Origin of the sequence: Pseudarthrobacter sp. CCNWLW207, assembly GCF_037203945.1 — a bacterium.
Lineage (GTDB): Bacteria > Actinomycetota > Actinomycetes > Actinomycetales > Micrococcaceae > Arthrobacter.
On the sequence record NZ_JBBCBS010000038.1, the window covers coordinates 1 to 1,125 of the forward strand.

Genomic DNA, 1,125 nt, shown 5'->3' on the forward strand with positions numbered 1-1,125 from the left:
GAGGTGAAAAGCAGACAGGCCGGCGCCGCCGGGGGAGGCGGGTTGCCGGCCTGTCTGCTGGGTGGTGGTTAGGGGTTTTGGACGTGGTCCTTGGCCTCTGTTGCTTTGTCTTTGACGTCGGCGGCGGCGTATTGGCCTTCGGTTTTGACGTGTTCGGCGGCGTCGGCGGCGGTGGCCTTGACGTTTTCCATGGCTTCCTGGGCGGGTTCCTTCAGGCCCTGGGCCATGTCTTTGGCGGCGTCGGTGAGCTCGGTGGTGAGTGGTTCGGCGGCGGTTTTGAGGGCGTCGGCTGCTTCGCGTTCCTTCTCACTGGCCGGGATCAGGGAGGAGAGCAGCATGCCGGCGCCGAACGCGATCAGGCCGGCGGCCAGGGGGTTGCCCTGGGTTTTGGTTTTGACCTGGGCCGGGGCGTCGCTGATTGCCTGGCCGGCGTCTCCGAGGGTGGAGCCGACGGTGTCGCCGGCGTGGCCCAGGGCGTTGCCGGTGTGCCCGGCATTGGTGTGGAGGGTGGTGGTGGCGTCGTCCGCGGCTCCCATGATTTTCTCCTTCACTCCGAACACGGCATCTTTTACCTTGTCGGTTTGGCGGTGGACGATGTTGGACGGGGTGACTTTGTCGGCCACGGCGTCCACGTTGGTGCCGAGCCGGGCTCGGGTTGCTTCTATGTCTGAACGGATTGCGTCCGGGTTATCGCTCATCGTTGTACCTCACCGGGTTTCAGGGTTGGGGGGATTTCTGAGAGTGTTTCGCCGGTCTGGGGCAGGCCCTTGACGGCTTTGAGGTTCTTGCGGCCGATGGAGGCCAGGACCGCGGCGATGATGGCCCAGATTACGGCGATGACGACGGCGGACCAGCCCAGTCCCATCAGCTCGCCCAGGGCGTACCAGAGGGCGATGGAGAGGAAGAGCAGGACGAAGTGCCCGGCAACGCCGGCGCCGGCGAGCATGCCGCCGCCCTTGCCGGCCTTGGACGCGGACTCCTTCAGTTCGGCCTTGGCCAGCTCCACTTCCTGGCGCATCAGCGTGGACAAATCCCGGGTCACCTCACCAAGCAGGTCACCCAGGGACGTGTTATCCGCCTTCGCATGCGCCGCTGACGCAGGAGTCTCCGGCATCTGGCTGCTCA

Annotated in this window: 2 protein-coding genes; both read right to left on the reverse strand. The window is 65.7% G+C overall.

Going from position 1 to position 1,125, the window contains the following annotated elements:
* Positions 1 to 68: 68 nt before the first annotated feature.
* The gene (locus tag V9L17_RS21230) at positions 69 to 698 is read right to left on the reverse strand and encodes a DUF3618 domain-containing protein (RefSeq protein WP_337352799.1); all 630 of its coding nucleotides are present in this window, start codon (positions 696 to 698) and stop codon (positions 69 to 71) included.
* Complete coding sequence (locus V9L17_RS21235; RefSeq protein ID WP_337349264.1) at positions 695 to 1,114, reverse strand: phage holin family protein; 420 nt, start codon at positions 1,112 to 1,114, stop codon at positions 695 to 697. The genes V9L17_RS21230 and V9L17_RS21235 overlap by 4 nt, the downstream gene beginning before the upstream one ends.
* Positions 1,115 to 1,125 lie beyond the last annotated feature (11 nt).